The 4,437-nt window shown below is 67.4% G+C and carries 4 protein-coding genes; 3 read left to right on the top strand and 1 reads right to left on the bottom strand.

All coding sequences use genetic code 11. The features are described from left to right. On the bottom strand, positions 1-601 hold a 601-nt coding region (locus tag B551_RS14270), incomplete at its 3' end, for a M48 family metallopeptidase (protein WP_023264372.1). A 263-nt stretch (positions 602-864) separates the two neighbouring features. Between B551_RS14270 and cysS the strand changes: the two genes are divergently transcribed. From cysS to B551_RS14255, 3 genes are all read left to right on the top strand, one after another. Further along, positions 865-2,253, top strand: coding sequence for a cysteine--tRNA ligase (gene cysS / locus B551_RS14265; protein ID WP_006579556.1), 1,389 nt, complete (start codon positions 865-867; stop codon positions 2,251-2,253). After that, complete coding sequence (locus B551_RS14260) at positions 2,238-3,155, top strand: DNA-3-methyladenine glycosylase (protein WP_023264371.1); 918 nt, start codon at positions 2,238-2,240, stop codon at positions 3,153-3,155. Before cysS ends, B551_RS14260 begins: the two co-directional genes overlap by 16 nt. 159 nt (positions 3,156-3,314) lie before the next feature. Continuing rightward, on the top strand, positions 3,315-4,286 hold the full coding sequence (locus B551_RS14255; RefSeq protein ID WP_023264370.1) for an acetyl-CoA carboxylase carboxyltransferase subunit alpha: 972 nt from the start codon (positions 3,315-3,317) through the stop codon (positions 4,284-4,286). Positions 4,287-4,437: the final 151 nt, after the last annotated feature.

The following is a 4,437-nucleotide window of genomic DNA, read 5'->3' as shown; positions in this document are numbered from 1 at the left end:
TGAGCGCTTCGGCGTAGGAGCGCTCGGCGAGCTTGCGGTAGACGTCGCCCAGATTGGTATAGCCGATCGCAAAACCGGGCTTGGCTTCGAGCGCGGCCAGCAGTTCGGCCTCGGCGCGCTTCAGATCGCCCCGGCGCGCATAGATCAGCGCCAGATTGTTGTGCGGCTCGGGCAGTTCGGGATATTCCTGTGCGATCTCGTGGAAGGCCTGCACCGCCTCGTCCTCGCGGCCAGCCTGCGACAGCGCCCAGGCGCGCTCGAAGCGGGCCTGCACATTGCGCGGGTTCGCGGCGATCACCTTGTCGAAGCGCTCGACCGCCTCCGCATAGCGCCGCTGCTGCGCAGCCTTCTCGGCGTCGGCCATGCCGGGGTCGCCCGAAGGCTGGAAGCCCTTCGCGCCGGGCGCGGCGCCCCCGGGGAAGCCAACGGACTGCGCCAGCACCGGCGCAGCGGGCAGGGCGCACAGCAGCGCCGCGGCGCTCGCCACGGCAACGGCGCATGCGCGGCGTACGGTGGTGGTGGCGCGGTGGCGCACGGTCATGATGCCGGGCGTGACGTGATGCATGGCGTCGGTCGCGACGTTGGACGATGGCAAGCTCATGTAGGTGCGGTCCTTTATACTTCGCGGCATTCTAGCAAAGCGCGGCATCGACGCCGACGCGCGAAGGCTTCCGGTAAGATATGGCCTCGCTCGGCGAACCGATGTCGACGCCGCGGCCGCGACGCATCGCCGGGTCACGTCGTTCGGCAAGTCGACCGGCAAGTCGACCGGCGAGTCGACCGGCGAGTCGACCGGCGCGCGATCGGCCAGTCGCACCGGCTCGCGCGGCAGGCGCCACGCATTCTCTTCGAACACCTCGTTTCATGCATCCACTGAACATCTACAACACGCTCGCGCGCGAGAAACAGCCCTTCGTGCCCATCGAACCCGGCAAGGTCCGCATGTATGTCTGCGGCATGACGGTGTACGACTACTGCCACGTCGGGCACGCGCGCGTGATGGTGGTGTTCGACATGGTGCAGCGCTGGCTGCGCGCGGCCGGCTACGAGGTGACCTATGTGCAGAACATCACCGACATCGACGACAAGATCATCCGCCGCGCCGCCGAGAATGGCGAGACCATCGGCGAGCTGACCGAACGGTTCATCGGCTATATGCACGAGGACGCGGCCGCGCTCGGCATCCAGCGTCCGGACCACGAGCCGCGCGCGACGCAATACGTGCCGCAGATGCTCGACATCATCGGCAAGCTGGAAGCGAAGGGCCTGGCGTATCAGGCCAGCGACGGCGACGTCAACTACGCGGTGCGCAAGTTCAACGGCTACGGCAAGCTGTCCGGCAAGTCGCTGGAGGACCTGCGCGCCGGCGAACGCGTCGCGGCCAACGATGCCAAGCACGACCCGCTCGACTTCGTGCTGTGGAAGTCCGCCAAGGACAGCGAGCCGGCCGAAAGCAAGTGGCCGTCGAAGTGGGGCGCCGGCCGTCCGGGATGGCATATCGAATGCTCGGCGATGAGCTGCGCGCTGCTCGGCGAGCATTTCGACATCCATGGCGGCGGCGCCGATCTGCAGTTCCCGCACCACGAGAACGAGATCGCGCAATCCGAGGGCGCCAGCGGCAAGCCATTCGTCAACGTGTGGATGCATAACGGCTTCGTGCGCATCAACGACGAGAAGATGTCGAAGTCGCTCGGCAATTTCTTCACGATCCGCGAGGTGCTGAAACAGTACGATGCCGAGGTCGTGCGTTTCTTCATCCTGCGCGCGCACTACCGCAGCCCGCTGAACTACAGCGACGCGCATCTGGACGACGCGCGCCACGGCCTGACCCGCCTGTACACCGCGCTGAAGGACGTGCAGCCCGACACGCAACCGCTCGATTGGGACGAGCCGCACGCGCGCCGCTTCGCCGAGGCGATGGGCGACGACTTCAATACGCCGATCGCGGTCTCGGTGCTGTTCGACCTGGCCGGCGAAGTCAACCGCAGCGGTTCGCCCGCGGCGGCACGGCAGCTGAAGGGTCTGGCCGCCACGCTGGGCCTGCTCGGCCGCGATGCGCACGCCTTCCTGCAGGGCGGCGCCGACTCGGCGGGCATCGCGCCGGAACAGATCGAAGAACGCATCGCCGCGCGCAAGCAGGCCAAGGCCGAGCGGAACTTTGCCGAGGCCGACCGCATCCGCGCCGAGCTGCTCGAGGCCGGCGTCGTGCTGGAGGACAAGCCGGGCGGCGTGACCGAATGGAGGCGTGCTTGAACGCTGCCGTGCGCAAGACGCCCGGCACGGCGGCCAAGGCCGCCAGGCCGGCGCGGGCCACCGGAGAGCCAGCCATCAAGGCGGCCAAGGCGACCACTGCGACCAAGGCCACCAAGCCGGCAAGGGTCGCCAAGGCGCCCGCCGCCGGCGAGGTGGCCGCGCCGAAGGGCCGCACGGTGACCAAGGCCGACGGCAAGCCGGCGCTGAAGACCACGCGCGCCGGCAAGACGGCGCTGCCCGAGGCCGCGGCGATCCCGCTGCCGGTCGAGACGGTCGAGGGCGCCGTGCGTCCCGCCTATTGGGACGAGGCCTGCGCCGACCTGATGAAGCGCGACCGCATCCTGCGCAAGATGATCCCGACCTACGGGCCGGCCCATCTGATTTCGCGCGGCGATCCCTTCATCACGCTGGCGCGTTCGATCGTCGGCCAGCAGATCTCGGTCAAGGCCGCGCAATCGGTATGGGACCGGCTAGCCGCCGCCTGTCCGAAGCTGACCCCGGCGCAGCTGCTGCGAGCCGGCGTCGACAAGCTGGCCGCCTGCGGGCTGTCGCGCCGCAAGGCCGAATACATCGTCGATCTGGCCGATCACTTCAAGGCGGGGCGGGTCCATGTCGACAAGTGGGCCGAGATGGACGACGAGGCGGTGATCGCCGAGCTGACGCAGATCCGCGGCATCGGCCGCTGGACTGCAGAGATGTTCCTGATGTTCAACCTGATGCGGCCGAACGTGCTGCCGCTGGACGACATCGGCCTGATCAACGCGATCTCGGCCAACTATTTCAGCGGAGAACCGGTCACGCGGAGCGAGGCACGCGAAGTCGCCGCCAACTGGGAGCCATGGCGCACCGTGGCGACCTGGTACATGTGGCGCAGCCTTGATCCGCTGCCTGTCACTTACTAGTCTGGCTTCGATAACCGATAGCCGAAAGCCGGGGCTCGAAAGTGCTCCTTTCACCATCTTCAGGCGGCGCAAGCGGCGCATACGAGGCGATTTCAGCGCCCGGGGCGCCGGGAAATTCCGGTAGAATGCGCCCCTTCACAGACAGGTACGTGTGATTCAATGAAAACCACCTTCCTGGATTTCGAACAGCCGATCGCCGAACTCGAGGCAAAAATCGAAGAACTGCGCTTCGTGCAGGACGACTCGGCCGTCGACATTTCCGAAGAGATTTCGCGGCTGGCCGGCAAGAGCCAGCAGCTGACCAAGGACATCTACGCCAACCTGACCCCATGGCAGGTGGCCCAGATCGCTCGCCATCCCCAGCGTCCCTACACGCTGGACTATGTGCGGGAGATCTTCACCGACTTCCACGAACTGCACGGCGACCGCGCCTTTGCCGACGATCTGTCGATCGTGGGCGGCCTGGCCCGCTTCAACGGCCAGGCCTGCATGGTGATCGGCCACCAGAAGGGCCGGGACACCAAGGAACGCGCGCTGCGCAACTTCGGCATGTCCAAGCCCGAGGGCTATCGCAAGGCCAAACGGCTGATGGAACTGGCCGACAAGTTCGGCCTGCCGATCTTCACGTTCGTCGACACGCCGGGCGCATTCCCGGGCATCGACGCCGAGGAGCGCGGCCAGTCGGAGGCGATCGGTCACAACCTGTACGTGATGGCCGGCCTGAAGGTGCCGCTGATCGCCACCATCATCGGCGAGGGCGGTTCCGGCGGCGCGCTGGCGATTGCCGTGGGCGATGTGGTGCAGATGCTGCAATTCGCCACCTACGCGGTGATTTCGCCGGAAGGCTGCGCCTCGATCCTGTGGAAGACCGCCGAGAAGGCGCCCGAGGCCGCCGAGGCGCTGGGCCTGACCGCGCATCGCCTGAAGGCACTGGGCCTGATCGACAAGATCGTCAACGAGCCGCTGGGCGGCGCGCACCGCGATCCGAAGGCGATGGCCGCGATGCTCAAGCGTTCGCTGGCCGAGTCGCTGCGCCAGTTCCAGGGCATCAGCGTCAAGGAACTGCAGGCGCGCCGCCACGAGCGGCTGATGGCCTATGGCAAGTTCAAGGAAACCGGCGCCCAGGGCTGAGGCTGATCCCGCCGCGCCCGATTTGCGCGACCCGACCGCCACGCTGACCGACAAGGTCGCACAGGCCCTGCAGGCCGGTGCGGCCTTTGTCGTTTCCGGGGCCGGCCAACACGGCCCGCATGGTCCGAAGGCGGTGGCGGTGGCGCTGTCC

It is taken from the genome of Cupriavidus sp. HPC(L) (genome assembly GCF_000307735.3).
Taxonomy (GTDB): domain Bacteria; phylum Pseudomonadota; class Gammaproteobacteria; order Burkholderiales; family Burkholderiaceae; genus Cupriavidus.
The sequence above is the reverse complement of the archived record's forward strand: the minus strand, read 5'-3'. Positions and strand labels throughout refer to the sequence as shown.